The sequence below is a fragment of the Liquorilactobacillus satsumensis genome (assembly GCF_964065465.1).
Lineage (GTDB): Bacteria > Bacillota > Bacilli > Lactobacillales > Lactobacillaceae > Liquorilactobacillus > Liquorilactobacillus satsumensis.
This window is the reverse complement of the sequence record NZ_OZ061606.1, coordinates 737,849-753,789: the sequence shown is the minus strand read 5'-3', so window position 1 is coordinate 753,789 and position 15,941 is coordinate 737,849. Positions and strand designations below refer to the sequence as shown.

The following is a 15,941-nucleotide window of genomic DNA, read 5'->3' as shown; positions in this document are numbered from 1 at the left end:
ATAGCGAGTACTTTGCTATGAGTAATTCGAAGTTAGACGGAGAATTTTGACTTATGGAACACGTTTATTCGGAATAAAAGGTGGGCTGTGACAAAATTTAACTTTTGTCACAGCCCCACCTTTTTTGTGTGGATCCGTTAAATTGGAGACAGTTTTGACAAGTTTAAATTAAAATACTGAATCTGCTCTATAGTCTACAAGTTAAAGGACCTGATCAAAAACTAATTGATCAAGTCCTTTTTGAGATATTTTTAAAGGGTAGCGTTGTTGAGGGAAGGGCACGCTGATTGTCTGTTTAGCCTGATTTGCTGTAATGAGCTGTGTGGAATTTTGCTAGTCTGTGAAATCACCATTTTAAGAATTTTTTGACAAAATCGTACAAATTTTTAAACATTTATCTACCGTGTTTTTTTAATTAATTTCACCCAGAGAATTGCTAAAAATGGTATCAGAGTAATGCCAGTTGTAAGACAAAAAAACAGCAAGGGAGCGGTGAGATTTTTATTATTCATTAATCGATCCGCAATTGGGTATAAATAATACCCGGGAAATAATTTTTGAATTGCAGTCACAAGATCAACAAAGGGCCCAGCAGTAAAGGATTTAAAGGGAACAATGAAAAGTGAGACAATAATCATCAAGGGTGCACTTGCCGCGTCAATAATAGAGCTGTCCAGTAAAATGCCTACAACGAAGCCAATGATACTGGAATAGATTCCAAAAACATTTAATAGTACAAGAGAAATTAGTAATGTTAAATTAGTAGGAATAGTTCCCAGCACAAACCCAGTGGTCACAATCACAAGCATGATAAGTGTGTTTAGAATGAATTGTGTTAGAAGCTGGTCGCACATAAATCTCCAAAGCGAGTAGTGCGAAAGATGGGTTTCGAGTAGATAATAGTTTCTGCCAGTGCTGGTTCTTTTACTAAAGGTCACAAGTGAGTTGCCTGTAATGCCCATTAAACAAGCCACTAAAAACCACATAAACCATAAATGATTTAAAAGTGGGTTGGAAAGGTGACTGTCTTTTACTAGATTAAGCATAAAAAGATACCAGAAGCAGGGAATTATGATTGTAAAAAAGAAGAATCTTTTATTGCGTAAAACTTGTCTCAGTTGAATATAGGCAATCATTTTTATTGGGCCTCCGTAGCGTTAAAGTGGCGATACCACTGTTCAATAGTTTGATTATGGCTGTGTATTTTATCAATCGAAACGTCTTGTGCAATTTTGCCATTTTTTAATAGTAAAACTCGTGAAAAATATTGATCAATTTGATTGAAATCATGGGTAATTGTAAGCACACTGCCACTCACATGATCCAGATAGTTCCAAAAAAAGTCAATTGCATCTAGATCCATTCCAACAGTGGGTTCATCCAAAATTAAGAGTTTCGAAGGTTTTAGTAGGCTTAAAAGTAGTGCAAGTTTTCTTTTTTGCCCACCTGAAAGTTTACTAACAGAGGTAGCTGATTGTTTATCAAGTTTGAATTTTTTGATCATTTGTGTGACGAAAGCCGGTGAATATACTTTATTAAGACGTGCTGTTAGTTGAACGTGTTCTGCCAATTTGAGATCTTCAATTAGAATATTTTCTTGCGGCATGACCCGAAGATCATCCTTATTTGAGATAAAGCTTTCAATTTGACCGCTGTCGGGTTTTAGCTTGCCATAGATGATTTTTGCAAGCGTAGATTTGCCAGCACCATTACTTCCAAGTAAAGCAATGCGTTCTCGCCCATAGAGATTCAAGTTGATGCCGCGCAATACTGGAGTCGTGAAGGCTTTTTTTAAATTACGGATTTTTAAAATGACATCAGTTGGTTTTTCAGTGTCTAAAATTAAAAAATCTAGAGTAACTCCAAAAATTTCTGCGAGCGCTACTAATTTGTCAATCCCTGGTTCAGCATCACCATTTTCCCATTTTGAAATTGATTGGCGTGAAACATACAATTTACGGGCGAGCGCGGTTTGCGACAGTTGTTTGCGTCTGCGCAGGGTAATCAGTTGTTGTTTAAAAACATTTTGCATATTACTTTTTTCCTCCCTTAAGTCCTTCTTTAATTATCCAGTTAGCTTTTCATTAGTAAAGGGAAAGTGTGACTAATTATCACTGCGGACCTGGCAACTTGAGTGTCAGCAACGGTTGTAAAATGTTGGAAAATACCGATTAGAAAATGTCGGTTTTCCAACATTTTTTTACGGTAAAATAAACGCATCTCAAATTTGGAGGAACTGAAATGCGTTTAGATGTTGAGCAGTGTGTCCAGCAATATATTATGAACAAAATAAAGCCCAACTTCGCTGAAATTGGTCGGCGATACGGTGTTGATCCACGAACGGTAAAAAGATACTACAATTTAGGGCTTACGCCCCCAGATGAGCAGCCACAACCCTTACGGCGGCCGAGTAAACTTGACGATTATCGAAAAACGATTGAAGAAAAGGTTCTAGAAGGCTGTTCGGCAACGGCAATTTATTACTTTATCAAAGAACGTGGCTATCAAGGAAAGCAAAGTATTCTCAGAGACTATTGTCGAACCATCAGAAAAGCCGCAACGAAAAAAGCCACTATCCGGATTGAAACCTCGCCAGGGATTTCAGCCCAGGTTGATTGGAAAGAAGATTTAACGTTGGTTTCTCGGCATGGAGAGATTGTCAAAGGCAACATCTTCTTATATGTTTTAGGGTACTCGCGAATGAAATACATGCAATTTACCTTCAGTCGCAGCCAAATTACCTTTTTTGATTGCTTAACTAATGCCTTTTGGGCAACCGGGGGTGTGCCGAAAGAAATCTGGTTTGACAACCAAAAGGTTGTCGTCGATCATCATAAAAGTAATTTTGGTAAGCCGGTATTTAATGAAACCTTCGTTGAATACGCTAAGGACGCTGGTTTCAAGCCAATTGCTTGTCGACCGTTTCGGCCACAAACCAAAGGAAAGGTTGAGGCGCTGGCCAGAACTACTCAGCGAATCAAAGTTTACAACCATGAGTTTGAAGAGCCGCTAGACTTAGCCGAGATCGTCCATTTGACGTGTGATCAGCTGAATCATGAGAAGTCTCAGGCGACTCAAATTCCGCCTTATTTATTGCTTGATAAAGAAAAAGAGTATCTCCAGGATTTTGATCACGACTTACTCGATGCCTATGCCAGCCAAACCATCGCAAGGAAAGTTAGCAAGGAATCAATGATTGTCTTTCAAAATCGGAAATACTCCGTCCCCATAAGATATATTGACGAAACCGTACAAATTAAACACGATGACAATACTCTATACATTTATTATAACGGAGAATTAATTCGTTCTCACCCTATTTCACTGAAAAGATTTACTTACCTTCGCGATGACATGGAAGAGATTGTCCGATCAGACCTTTATAAGAATCGTGATGACCGAGTCATTGATGATTACGTCGACCGAAACCTGAAGATGTTTGATGAAATGGAGTGAGAAAATGGCCAATTACCAAGCTTTATACACCAACCTTAGACAATTAAAGTTAGATCGTTTCGCCGAACATTTAGGCTACCTATTGGATCATCAAGATGAAGCACCCAAGTCCTTGAGTGATGCCTTATTCGAATTGACAACGGCTGAGCTTAAATACCGGGAACAAAAAAAGATTAATTTGAGAATTAAACTAGCCCGCTTTCCATATGAAAAAACGTTAGCTGACTTTGACTTTAGTTATCAACCGGGAATTAACCAAGGGATAATTGAGGACTTGGGATCACTAAGATTCACCCAAGAGAATCAAAACGTTTTGTTTATCGGCACCTCCGGTGTCGGTAAAACTCACCTAGCCACCGCCATTGGAATTGAAGGGTGTAAACAAGGAATTTCAACGCAGTTTATTCGATGTAGCGACCTCATCAACAAGCTTCAAACAGCACAAGTTCAAGGCCGGAGCGAAGAAGTGCTACGCCGGTATGCCCGTTTTCAAATTCTAATCATTGATGAGATTGGTTATCTTCCAATTGAGTCAGTGGGCGCTAAGCTGTTTTTTCAGTTAATTGAAAGACGATACGAACGGAAATCAACCATTATCACCACTAATATTCCGCTTTCTAAGTGGGGAAACACCTTTTCAGATAAGATGTTAGCTAACGCCATTTTAGATCGCTTGGTTCATCACGCTAAAGTTATCCGAATCACTGGTCGATCATATCGAATGAAAGATCATTTAATTGAAAAGAAGGATAATTCCGGACCTGATTTATCAGGTTTCAACGCACAAAATAAAGAAAGGAGCAGTGAGACACTGTAAACTTTATCGGTAAAAAACAGCATTTTTTAATCGGCAAAAAACTACATTTTCACATCGGCGTTGACACTTGAGGTTGCATTGCTGATTTAAAGGCTTCTTGGGACATAAAAAAGCCATTTCTTGGGGGGATGATTTGTGTTTTTTTAAAAATTCAGCATAAGAAAACTGTACTAATGGACAAGTGAGATAGCAGACTATCCATTTTTTTCGTGATGCTAGCCAATAAAAAGACCCCTCTAAGTTAAAAAGTAACTTAGGGAGGTAATTTAAGCCAACGATTTTTTTACCTAACTAGTTAAATTAGCTAGTTAATGTTTCAAGGGCAAGCTGAAATGGTGCAGCAGCTAGAGTGCCTTTAAATCTTCAATCTCAGGAACTTTGAAACTTTTGCGTTCTAAATTTGCAATGATTTTGCGTAATGTTTCTGGGGATACTCCCTCGGGTAGCGTAAAAAGGGTTCGGCGTACGAGGACATTTGCCTGAACATCAAGCGTAATACAGCTGGCAATCGAAGTATACTTAGTAATAATCTTAGACATTTCTACTAGATCTCCACGTTCGCCTGATGAGACAACAGTTAATACGTAACTCCCAATTCCAACGTTCCATGATTGTGAAAGCATTCCGAGTAAGCTGGAATGCGTTAAAATGCCATAGAAGAAATTTTGTTCGTCTAAAACAGTAATGTACGGTAGATCTTTAATGGAAAAGAAAACCTTAAAGAAGGCTGAGTCGAGTGTAATAAACTTAGTTGCATTTTTAAGCAAATACGTAACTGGCAGGTGCATATCTCCCCCGCGTGACTTATGCCGATAAATATGCATTTTATAGATGTTGCCTCGAAAGATTTGTCCAGTTTTATCGAGAATTGGAACACATCGGAAACCGGATTCTTCGAGAACTTTCAGCGCCTCTTCCAGGGTGATGTCTTCACGCACCGTAGTAAGGTCTTTTTTTGGTTTAATAAGTGATTTGAATAGCATGAGATGTTATCCTCCATATAATTAAAAACTTCTAATACATATTATCATAGATCACGCGTAAAAGGGAAAGATATCTTTTAGTTTTACGTTTTATTTAGCGGTCAGAAGTGATTATAAAATAAAATGCAAGTTTGACTATTTGTTAAATTAACCTTAGAAAAAGGGCTATAGTAAAACTGAAGTCTAGCTCCAGTCTTACTACAGCCCTTAAGTTAAACAAGGTGTTTAACTTAGCATTTCGTTTGCAACAAAGCAAACGCATTAATGCTGTATTGTAATCAAAACTTTAATAAGCAAGTTGAAATTAAGCGTTTTGTTCAAGGTTCTTTAAACCGTCGTTTAAAACCTTTTTAAGCGTTGTTGCTGAATCGCTCATCTTTTTGCTTTCTTCTGCATTTAAAGGAACTTCAAGGATCTTTACAAGACCTGTGCCATTAACAACGGCTGGTGTCCCGATATAAATGTCGTTAAGCCCATATTGTCCTTCCATGTAAGCAGAAACAGGCAAAACAGCATCTTCATCACGCAGAATTGCTTTAGAAATACGAGCAAGGGCGGTTGCAACACCATAGAAGGTTGCACCTTTTTTGCTGATGATTGTATAAGCTTTGTTACGAACATCATCTTCAAGCTTAGCAAGTGTTTCTTTAGAAACATTGTTTTCTTTTGCCCAGTCAAGGATTGGAAGGCCACCAATTGTTGCAGCAGAATATGCAGCAAATTCTGAATCTCCATGTTCGCCCATGATGTAAGCATGAACCGAACGAGGATCGCGAATACCTGTTAACTCGCCAAGAGCAACACGTAAACGTGATGTATCCAATGATGTACCTGAACCAATAACTTTGTTCTTAGGGAAGCCAGAGAATTTCCATGTTGCATATGTCAAGATATCAACAGGGTTGGCAGCTACCAAAAAGATGCCGTCAAAACCAGATTCTACAACTGGCTTTACGATACTTGATAAAATCTTCAAGTTCTTGTTAACCAAGTCAAGACGTGTCTCGCCTGGTTTTTGAGGAGCGCCGGCTGTAATTACAACCAAGTCAGCGTCTTTGCAGTCAGAATATTCAGCAGAGTAAATCTTCTTTGGGTAAGACAATGCTGTTGCATCGGAAAGATCAAGCGCATCGCCTTCTGTACGTTCTTTCACAACATCGACGATTCCAAATTCTTCAGCAACTCCTTGGAGTGCCATCGCATAAGCAAAACTTGATCCAACAGCGCCGTCACCGACTAAGATAACTTTTTGATGATTTTTTGTTTCTGACAAAGTAACACATTCCTTTCATTAAGTGGACTTGTTAGCACACTGTAAGTATATCACGTTTTTCTGAAAAATGTGAATAAGTTTTCAATCATTTTTTTGCAGGTCAAACACTGGCTTATGGTATACTATGAAAGAACTTTGAAGAAGTGCTAACAGGCAACGGGTCGATTTAACGTCCCGGATTTTTGTTGTGTAATTATACGAAAATACATTGAAACAAAATGTAAACAGTCTGGGTAGAGTGCACGAGCTACCCAGAGCTAATGAAAATTGGAGGATACCGATGAAGTTAATTGTTGGATTGGGTAATGTTGGTAGTAAATATGCAGGAACACGGCATAATGTCGGGTTTATGACAGTAGAAGAGTATGCGCGGCAGAAGGGAATTGAATTTTCTCAAATAAAACACGAAGCCGAAATCGCCGAGTTCTTCTATCAAGGAGAGAAAATTATCCTAGCGAAACCTTTAACATATATGAATGAATCAGGGAGAAGTGTCAAACCTTTACTAAATTATTCTAATCTTGCAGTTTCTGATTTAGTTGTAATTCATGATGATCTGGATTTGCCGGTTGGTCATCTCAGGTTAAGACCGCAAGGCTCAGCTGGTGGTCACAATGGAATTAAGAGCATTATTGCGCAATTGGGTACGCAAAAATTCAAACGAATACGAATCGGCATTGACCACCCTCAAAAAGTCAGTGTGGTTGACTGGGTTTTGACGCGCTTTACACAGACTGAACAAAAGGAACTTGCGCAAGGGATTGAGCAGGCCACGGCAGCTTTAGATAATTGGATTGAAAATGATGATTTTATGTTGACCATGAATAAGTTTAACCACAAGTAGAGGAACTAAGGAGTTTTGCACGTAGATGAAATTAGAAGATCTGTTGCTGGATTCACCAGCACTAAAACAATGGTTTAAAGGAATCAAAATAAAGAATGAACGACATCTGGTAACTGGACTGTTGGCTGCCGCTAAACCGCTTTTTATTGCAAGCCTGTTTAAGCGGTATCAGAAAACAATTCTATTGGTTTCCGATTCATTGCATCATGCCCAGTTATTAGAACGCGCTTTGGGTGGGATCGTGGGCTCAGACAACGTTTATCTATATCCGGTTGAAGAGGCCACTGCTGCTGAGGTTGCGGTAAGCTCGCCAGAGTATCGTGGTGAGCGGGTGGCTGCGTTGACTGCGCTTTGTGCTACAGAGCCTCGAATTGTGCTGGCTTCTGCTAAAGGAATGAAGCGCTTGTTACCACCACGTGCGGTGTGGCAGAATGCTAAACTGGAATTTAATGTGGGGCAGGAGATTGAGTTGGAGCAGGTTGCTGCCCAGTTATCTTTATTGGGATTTGAGCGCCATAAATTGGTGGATAAACCAGGAGATTTTGCAATTCGAGGCTCAATTATTGATATCTATCCGTTGAATTTGGGACATCCATTAAGAATTGATCTGTTTGATAATGAAATTGATTCGCTGCGTGAATTTGCCCCAGATACTCAGCGTAGTTTGAAAAATATTGAACATGCTATAGTTCTACCGGCAACGGATCTTATTTTGCCGGCACAACTTAGACCAGCTGCGCTTGAAAAAATTAAAGTTCAGTATCAAGCTGATAAGCAGGCAGTTAAAGAGCAAACGGCACTGAATAATCTAAAGGAAACGTATCGCACGTTGCACGAAAGTATCTCTACAGGACAGTTGCAGCCTGCCCAAGTAATCTTTACTGACCAACTGTATCCCACACGAACAGCGCTGCTTGATTATTTAAATTCAGACGGTTTTTTGTTAGTTGATGATTATCCGCGTGTGCTTGAAAGCGAACGAATGCTGGACGAAGAAAATATGCTTTGGAAAACAGAGCAGTTGAAAAGTGGCGGACTTTTTTCAAAAGAAAATTGGGAAAATCAGTTGCGACCGTTACTAAAGGGAGCAACCCAAACCAGCTTTTTCTTTTCGCTGTTTGAAAAGGGAATGGGGCAGTTAACTTTTAATTCAAAAGTTGATCTCAAGGTTAGAGCAGTTCAGCAATTTTTTGGACAAATGCCACTGCTGAAAACAGAGCTTGAGCGCTGGAAAAAGCAAAAACAAACGGTTGTGTTCGCTTTAAGCACACAGGAACAGATTGAGAAGTTTATGCAGACCTTGGATGATTTTGAGGTTTCTGCGATTTTAACGAAGGCTGATTCGATTCAACCGCACAGAGTTCAAGTGATCTTGGACAATATCGAAAACGGTTTCGAATTTCCGCAAGGACATGCAGTTGTCTTGACCGCACATGAGATTTTAAAAAAAGTAATTAAACATCGTCCGCAACGACAGACGATGGAGAACACGGAACGCCTTCGAAGTTATACTGAGTTGAAGCAGGGTGATTACGTTGTGCATCTTAATCATGGGATTGGTAAATATGAAGGCATGAAGACGATGGAAGTGGGCGGAAAGCATCAGGATTATTTAACAATCACATATCGTGATAATGCTAAGCTTTTCCTGCCTGTCTCACAGATTGATCGGATTCAAAAATATGTCTCCTCTGAATCGCGGACACCGCGCATTAATAAACTCGGAGGAAGCGAATGGGTAAAGACTAAGAAAAATGTTGCTGCGAAGATTGAAGATATCGCGGATGATTTGATTGAATTATATGCACAACGTAAGACTCAAAAAGGATACTCATTTTCTCCGGATAATGAATATCAGCATGAATTCGAAGAAGCATTTCCATACACTGAAACTCCTGATCAGTTGCGCAGTGCTCTTGAAATCAAACGCGACATGCAAAAGGCACGACCGATGGATCGCCTTTTGATAGGGGATGTTGGGTACGGTAAAACTGAAGTGGCATTAAGAGCGGCGTTTAAAGCAATTCAAGATCAAAAGCAAGTTGCTTTTTTGGTACCTACGACTGTTTTGGCGCAACAGCATTATGAAACAATGATTAATCGTTTTGACGAATTCCCGGTTGAAGTGGGAATTCTTTCACGTTTTAGGACTCAAAAACAGATTTCACAGACGTTAATGGGATTGAAGAACGGGACGGTTGATATTGTAGTCGGCACGCACCGCTTATTATCTAAAGATATTCACTTTGCTGACCTTGGTCTTTTAATCATAGATGAAGAGCAGCGTTTTGGAGTTAAACATAAAGAGCGTCTCAAACAACTGCGTTCTAAAGTGGATGTCTTGACCCTGACAGCAACACCGATTCCGCGCACGCTCAATATGTCGATGCTGGGAGTCCGAGATCTTTCAGTAATTGAGACTGCACCGATGAATCGTTATCCAATTCAGACATATGTGATGGAACAAAATTATGGTACGGTTGCTGATGCCATTTCACGTGAACTGGCACGTGGAGGACAGGTTTTTTATTTGCATAACCGTGTTTCTGATATTGAAAAGGTTGTAGCTGAAATTAGAACTTTTGTACCGGAAGCTCGGGTGGCATATATTCACGGACAGATGACAGAATTTCAATTGGAGCAGGTCTTATATGACTTTATTGCAGGAGAATACGATGTCTTAGTGACCACCACGATTATTGAAACAGGGGTCGATATTCCAAATGTTAATACTTTAATTGTAGAAGATGCGGATCATATGGGATTAGCACAACTTTATCAATTACGTGGGCGCGTTGGGAGAAGCAACCGTGTTGCTTATGCTTACTTCATGTATCAGCCAAATAAGGTGCTGACAGAAGTGAGTGAAAAGAGACTGGAAGCCATCAAGGACTTTACAGAATTGGGATCGGGCTTCAAGATTGCAATGCGTGATCTTTCAATTCGGGGAGCAGGCAATTTGCTTGGAAAACAACAGCATGGATTTATTGATTCTGTTGGCTATGATCTTTATACCCAAATGTTAAAGGATGCGATTGCAAAGAAACAAGGCAAGCAAAAAATTAAGCAAACCGATGCCGAAATTTCATTGGAGTTGGAAGCCTATCTGCCATCGACGTATTTAGAAGATCAAAGGCAGAAAATTGAAGTTTATAAACGAATTAGACAGTTAGAAAATGAAGACCAGTACCGTGAGGTTCAAAGCGATTTGATTGATCGCTTTGGTGAATATCCACCAGAGGTTGAAAATTTGCTGCAGATCGGATTGCTAAAAATGTATGCTGATCGTGCGCAGGTTGAGACCATTTCGCAAAATGGCAAGCAACTCAAAATTTGTTTTGCAGCAGAAGTTAGTCAGCAACTGAAGGCACCTAGTTTTCTTAAGGCGCTTTCTTATACAAAGCTGAAAGCTTCATTGAAGGTTGTTGCTCAGAAAATGCAATTAGGAATTGTGCTTCAACCGCGTGATGACTTGCAGTCTGTAATTGCGGATTTACAAGTGGTGTTGAACAAGATTATGGAATATTTAAACGAGAGTAAGGAAAGTGATTATGAAAAAGCCAACGGAAAATCTCTTTAAAGGTGCAGCGGTCTTAACGCTTGCGGCCTTGGTTGCTAAGATCTTAAGTGCGCTTTATCGAGTCCCGTTTGAAAATCTCGTTGGTAATACGGGATTTTATATCTATCAGCAAATCTATCCTTTTTATGGGATTGCTGTCACATTTTCGTTAACCGGATTCCCGGTGTATATTTCAAAGTTAATTTCAACTTGCACAACTGATAAAGCACGAGAAAAAAATGCTTATCATTTGTTCTTACTCTTGGCGGTATTTGGATTAGGTGTGTTTGGGTTACTGCAGTTGCTGGCTCCGGATTTAAGCCAGTTAATGGGCGACAGATTACTGGCACCTTTAATTCGCAGTGTTTCTTGGAGTTACTTGCTAGTTCCATTTCTTGCAGTAGGACGGGGGTATAAGCAGGGAATCCTAGAAGTGGTCCCAACGGCCTTATCACAATTAATTGAGCAGACTATCAGGGTAATAATAATTGTTGGTGTTGCTGTAGGAGCTACTCACGCAGGCTGGTCACTTTATCGGATCGGTTCTTGGTCACTATTTGCGGGTGCCATTGGCGCATTTTGTGCGCTCCTGTTTTTTAAAGATTTCTTTAGCCAATTATTGAGGCTTAAAGTTCCCCTTGAAACAACGCTGTTTAAAAAGCTTCTACGTGGCCTTTTTTCGGAAGGGTTGGTAATTTGTTTGTATTCTGCACTGCTAGTGTTATTACAGTTGATTGATTCTTTTACGCTGAAAAATGCGCTAGAGGCGGCTGGAAATAACCCCGCACTGGCTAAGAGCTTGAAGGGGGTTTACGATCGGGCCCAACCCTTATTACAGTTGGGGCTGGTACTTTCGTTGAGTTTTTCTGCCAGTTTAATGCCGCTTTTAAGCCGAAAGTCAATCCGACACACCGCTGAATATCAGCAAACACTTGAGCTTGCCTTTCGAATTTGTGCGACTGTGGCTACAGCTGCCAGTGTTGGCATGTTTGTCTTGATGCCTGCGATTAATGAAGCACTTTTTGGGAATCGACAAGGGACTTGGGCACTGGGAGTTGCTGCTTTTTCGGTGATTGCCGCGTCGTTAATTATCTTAATGAATTCTGTCTTGCAAAGCCGCGGACAATATGTGAAGACAATTGGAACGCTGATACTCATTGTTAGTTTGAAAGCTGCTACAAATTATTTATTTGTGTATTGGTGGGGTCTCAGTGGTGCAAGCTTTTCTTCGGTGTTAAGCTTAAGTGGTGGCTTACTTTTTTCACGCCTGATGCTTTCAAATGAAGGTCTGCGGGACTTTTTAAGTGTTGCTTTTTGCGGGCGCATTTTCATTTGCTTAGCTTTTCTTGCGCTATCTGCCTGGGGCCTGGCAGCCGGTGCTGCAGTTTTTCTGGGGGATGGACGTTGGGCAAGCTTTATGCAGTGTGTTTTGGGAGCCGCTGGAGGTGCAGGAGTTTTTGCCCTTTTGGCGCGCAAATTACAGCTGTTTTCAACGGCAGAATGGTTAGAATTTCCAGGAGGCCGGATCATTGTTAAACTTTTTAAATAAAATAATGAGGTGAATAAATGAGGTTAGATAAGTTTTTAAAAATTTCACGAATAATCAAGAGAAGGACTGTCGCAAAGGAAATTGCTGATAAAGGAAGAATCACTGTTAATGACAGGCCTGCTAAATCTGCGACTAATATCACGGTCGGCGATCTCTTGGTGATCAATTTTGGCAATAAGATCTTGCGGCTTAAGGTCTTGTCAGTCAAAGAGACTGCGAAAAAAGATGAGGCATCTGAGCTTTATCAGTTAATTGCAGAAGAATTCAAGGAAGATTATCGCAAATAGTACATGTAATTAATAGACTTCAAACTTTGGAGTTTGGTATACTTAACGTAGTAGAAATTTAAGCGAAAGGAGTGACAAGATGGCTGGCGGGCATAAGGTCAGAGTCCTTGATAATTCTTTTTTCAGGGAAAAAAATAAAGCACAGAAGATGCATGAACGAAAATCACGCGTGCGAATTGTACATCGGCGGCGCTTAATTTTTATAGGGATTTTTGTCGCTTTGACTGCTTTTTTTTGCGGTTATCAGATTATTCATACTCACTTTTTGACTGCCAATCTTGAAGCTCAGGTTAAGAGTGCACGCAGTAAGCTCGACCAGGAAAAACAAACTCGCGTGAATCTTAAACAACAGGTTAAACAATTGAACGATCAGGATTATCTGCAAAAACTCATTCGTGAAAAATATTACTATTCAAAAGATGGTGAAACCATATACAGTCTACCCAGCACCAAAACAAATAACGCGAATTAAAGAAAGAGAGAAACTAGTACACACTTCCCGTTTCTGTCTATTGCATCCCTTTGAGGGCGTGTTATACTGAAGTGTATATAATTTAAGGAGGAGCAGCATTTTTATGGCAATTGAAGTAGGAGCTAAAGTTACTGGAAGGGTTTCGGGGATAACTAATTTTGGTGCATTCGTTGATTTAGGTGAAAAGAAGAACGGCTTGGTTCATATTAGTGAAATTTCTGACAGTTATGTAAAGGACATTCATGATGTTTTGAGTGTTGGTGATGAAGTAACTGTTAAAGTTCTGTCGATTGCCGCTGATGGGAAAATCAGTCTTTCAATTCGTAAAGCTACCGCTAGTGCTCCTAGTAACAGTGAAACAAAGTTTAATAAAAGTGAGCACCATGAAAGCTATAATCATGCACATCACACCAGTGCAACGGGAGTTAAAACACACAGTAGCAACGGGCACTATAATCAATCATATCGGAAGCCAGAACCAAAACCAAAGGACTTTGACTCTTTGCTTTCGGGATTCTTAAAAGAAAGTGAAGCGCGGCTAACATCGTTAAAGAGAAACACTGAAGGAAAACGTGGCGGTCGTGGCGGTCGTCGCAGCTAAGCTTTTGCAGTCTAAGCTAGCGCGCAACTAGATTTTGAAAAAGATTTGGGCTTAGGGGTTGAGTTTTTTCGCTAAGACACGTTAATCTACAGCTACTGTAGGCCAAAACAAAGGGACTGGGTCAAAACGTGAGTTTTGGCGCAGTCCTTTTGTTGATAAGGTTGGGAAATGTTTATGGATTTAAAACGAGAATTTACGCAATATTTTAAAAAAATTTCACATAGTTCCAAAGTTCTGGTGGCTGTTTCAACAGGGGTTGATTCAATGACACTCTTGGACCTCCTGTTACAGTTGCCAACTAGCGTGCGCCCGCGAATCTATGTTGCTTACATTGATCACCAGCTGCGTCAAGAGAGCAGACAAGAGCGCGAGTTTATTGTGGAATTTTGCAAACAAAAAGGTCTGCCACTTTTCAGTGCGGTATGGCCACTTAGTGAACACCCGCAAAGCGGCGTTGAGGAAGCTGCTCGCAATTTCAGATATACTTTCTTTCAAAAAATATTGAAACAAAATGCAATTAGTGAACTTTTGACAGCACATCATGCAGATGATCAAGCAGAAACATTTTTAATGAAGCTGATACGCGGTGGAGAACTCGGTCAGTTGTGCGCTATCAGACAAAAGCGCTCATTTGCGACTAACTTTTGGCTTATCAGACCGTTACTACCGTTTTCGAAGAATTTGATACGTGAATATGCGCAAAAAAGACAACTTTCTTTTTTTGAGGATCGTACTAACCAGACAAACGCTTTTTTGCGCAATCGTCTCAGGCATCAAGTAGTTCCTTTGTTAAAAAAAGAAAATCCACGTTTCTTAGAGCATATAAATGCCTATACTGCGCAACTAGCAGAAGTGTGTATAGTGGCACAGCATGTGATTGCAAAACAAGTTAATCAGCTTAAAAATGTAACTGGTTCTTACTCGCTTCAAGGCTGGAAAGAGCTGACCACAGCGGAGCAAACGATGGTCCTGAGGCAGATTATTAGCAGTCATAACTACCATGCTTCTGAAAGACAGTTGGAACAAGCGGGTGCACTATTACTTAATGACGCTAAGCCGCAAGGTTGGATTCAATTGCAAAAAGCGCTTTTTTTAAAAAAAGAGTACACTACCTTTACGATTTCTCCAACTCAAAATGTAACCGTGGAGGCGTCTGTCTTTAATTCTCAATTGAATTTAGGAGAATGGACAAGGTTACCACATGGCGCAGAAATTGGGTTGTTTGAGAGCACTGCTGGAATTGAGGCTGTCTCGGGTGAGCAACGGTTTTATTTTTCAAAACGAGCTTTCTTGCCCTTAACTGTCAGACATCGTCTTCCAGGAGATAAGCTGCCTACACGTGTTGGGAAACAAAAAATCAAGAAAATTTTTATTGAAAAAAAGATTCCATTGCAGGAAAGAAATAAGAAGTGGATTGTGGCAGCTTCCAGTGGCCTTCCCTTATGGATAGTCGGAGTTAGGCAATCTGATTTGTCAGAGCAGAAGGTAAATGATAAAATGCAATACATGGTGATTTTTAGAAACATAACTGAGAAATGAGGCTGACTATGAACGAAGATATCAAAGAGGTCCTGTATAGCAAAGAAGACATTAGCAGGATTTCACACAAGATTGGGCTGCAGCTGACCGCTGATTATAAAGATAAAAACCCGCTAGTAATCTGTGTGCTAAAGGGGGCTTTTCTTTTTATGGCAGATATTGTCCGTGAAATTCAAACCTATGTGGAGATTGACTTCATGGATGTATCAAGTTACGGAGATGAAACTGTTTCTTCCGGAGAGGTTAAGATCATTAAAGATCTTGATGTCCCGGCAGAAGGACGCGATATCATCATTATTGAAGATATTATTGACACTGGAAAGACTTTGCAGTGTTTGGTCGAGCTATTTAAACATCGCAAGGCTAATTCTGTTAAGATTTGTACGCTTTTGACTAAACCTGAGCGTCGTGTTGCAGGAATTGAACCAGATTACGTTGGTTTTGAAGTTCCAAATGAGTTTGTGGTCGGTTACGGCTTGGATTATAAAGGAAGGTATCGTAACCTTCCTTATGTTGGGATTTTAAAGCCAGAAATTTATGAGAATAATTAATAGTCAAGAA

At 40.0% G+C, this 15,941-nt stretch carries 14 protein-coding genes; 10 read left to right on the top strand and 4 right to left on the bottom strand.

All coding sequences use genetic code 11. From position 1 onward, the window contains the following. Positions 1–398: 398 nt before the first annotated feature. Both AB3Y88_RS03540 and AB3Y88_RS03535 read right to left on the bottom strand, forming a co-directional pair. The gene (locus AB3Y88_RS03540) at positions 399–1,136 is read right to left on the bottom strand and encodes a hypothetical protein (RefSeq protein ID WP_054757645.1); all 738 of its coding nucleotides are present in this window, start codon (positions 1,134–1,136) and stop codon (positions 399–401) included. Positions 1,137–1,138: 2 nt separating this feature from the next. Then, positions 1,139–2,032, bottom strand: a complete 894-nt coding sequence (locus AB3Y88_RS03535) for an XRE family transcriptional regulator (protein WP_054757646.1) — start codon at positions 2,030–2,032, stop codon at positions 1,139–1,141. Positions 2,033–2,241: 209 nt separating this feature from the next. Between AB3Y88_RS03535 and istA the strand changes: the two genes are divergently transcribed. Both istA and istB read left to right on the top strand, forming a co-directional pair. Then, a complete protein-coding gene (gene istA, locus AB3Y88_RS03530; protein WP_228890254.1) occupies positions 2,242–3,456 on the top strand; it encodes an IS21 family transposase in 1,215 nt (404 codons plus the stop codon). Then, a complete protein-coding gene (gene istB / locus AB3Y88_RS03525) occupies positions 3,443–4,273 on the top strand; it encodes an IS21-like element helper ATPase IstB (RefSeq protein ID WP_313819558.1) in 831 nt (276 codons plus the stop codon). Before istA ends, istB begins: the two co-directional genes overlap by 14 nt. A 344-nt stretch (positions 4,274–4,617) precedes the next feature. Here the strand turns inward: istB and cbpA are convergent, their stop codons facing one another. After that, positions 4,618–5,256 carry a cyclic di-AMP binding protein CbpA gene (cbpA, locus tag AB3Y88_RS03520; protein WP_056959754.1) on the bottom strand — a complete coding sequence of 213 codons (639 nt, stop codon included), beginning with the start codon at positions 5,254–5,256 and terminating at the stop codon, positions 4,618–4,620. Positions 5,257–5,560: 304 nt separating this feature from the next. After that, positions 5,561–6,529, bottom strand: a complete 969-nt coding sequence (locus AB3Y88_RS03515; protein WP_054757647.1) for an L-lactate dehydrogenase — start codon at positions 6,527–6,529, stop codon at positions 5,561–5,563. A gap of 280 nt (positions 6,530–6,809) precedes the next feature. Between AB3Y88_RS03515 and pth the strand changes: the two genes are divergently transcribed. The 8 genes from pth (at position 6,810) to hpt (ending at position 15,931) form a co-directional block, all read left to right on the top strand. Further along, entirely contained in the window at positions 6,810–7,373 is a 564-nt protein-coding gene (gene pth, locus AB3Y88_RS03510) for an aminoacyl-tRNA hydrolase (protein WP_228888857.1), read from the top strand. Between the two features lie 25 nt (positions 7,374–7,398). Continuing rightward, complete coding sequence (gene mfd / locus AB3Y88_RS03505; RefSeq protein WP_228888855.1) at positions 7,399–10,953, top strand: transcription-repair coupling factor; 3,555 nt, start codon at positions 7,399–7,401, stop codon at positions 10,951–10,953. Next, positions 10,925–12,481, top strand: coding sequence for an oligosaccharide flippase family protein (locus AB3Y88_RS03500; RefSeq protein WP_261909652.1), 1,557 nt, complete (start codon positions 10,925–10,927; stop codon positions 12,479–12,481). The genes mfd and AB3Y88_RS03500 overlap by 29 nt, the downstream gene beginning before the upstream one ends. Positions 12,482–12,498: 17 nt before the next feature. Further along, positions 12,499–12,768, top strand: a complete 270-nt coding sequence (locus AB3Y88_RS03495) for an RNA-binding S4 domain-containing protein (protein WP_054757649.1) — start codon at positions 12,499–12,501, stop codon at positions 12,766–12,768. Between the two features lie 79 nt (positions 12,769–12,847). Continuing rightward, complete coding sequence (locus AB3Y88_RS03490) at positions 12,848–13,240, top strand: septum formation initiator family protein (protein WP_056959748.1); 393 nt, start codon at positions 12,848–12,850, stop codon at positions 13,238–13,240. Between the two features lie 103 nt (positions 13,241–13,343). Beyond that, entirely contained in the window at positions 13,344–13,841 is a 498-nt protein-coding gene (locus AB3Y88_RS03485) for a S1 domain-containing RNA-binding protein (protein WP_054757650.1), read from the top strand. A gap of 174 nt (positions 13,842–14,015) precedes the next feature. Beyond that, the gene (gene tilS, locus AB3Y88_RS03480; RefSeq protein ID WP_228888849.1) at positions 14,016–15,380 is read left to right on the top strand and encodes a tRNA lysidine(34) synthetase TilS; all 1,365 of its coding nucleotides are present in this window, start codon (positions 14,016–14,018) and stop codon (positions 15,378–15,380) included. A gap of 8 nt (positions 15,381–15,388) precedes the next feature. Continuing rightward, on the top strand, positions 15,389–15,931 hold the full coding sequence (hpt, locus tag AB3Y88_RS03475; protein WP_054757653.1) for a hypoxanthine phosphoribosyltransferase: 543 nt from the start codon (positions 15,389–15,391) through the stop codon (positions 15,929–15,931). The last annotated feature ends 10 nt before the right edge of the window (positions 15,932–15,941 follow it).